This window comes from Erwinia sp. PME.40.26/001 (genome assembly GCF_055556675.1).
Window position 1 is genome coordinate 1 of the sequence record NZ_JBVHNP010000365.1, and the last position, 245, is coordinate 245.

The 245-nt window shown below is 58.4% G+C and carries 1 protein-coding gene; it reads right to left on the bottom strand.

The genetic code is table 11. The features are described 5' to 3' along the window. A partial coding sequence (locus ACZ3HG_RS24560; RefSeq protein WP_465335107.1) for a hypothetical protein occupies positions 1-245 on the bottom strand: 245 nt, incomplete at both ends.

Consider the following 245-nt stretch of genomic DNA (forward strand, 5'->3'; position numbering starts at 1 on the left):
CGGCATAGATGCTGATGACGAAGAGGATACGAATCACAGCCGTCAGTCCGCCCCCGGCATAGTGGTCCGACATGACGTAAATGAAGGCGGTCGGGTCCTGTATGTGTTCCAGCAGCTTGACCACCTTGTCGCTGCCGGCCCCGATGATGAGCGCCCACAGCGAGATGCCATAGAAGGCTCCGATCAGCAGCACCGAGGTATAGGTGGCAATCGGTATCGCACGCTTGGGATTCTTGGCCTCTTCG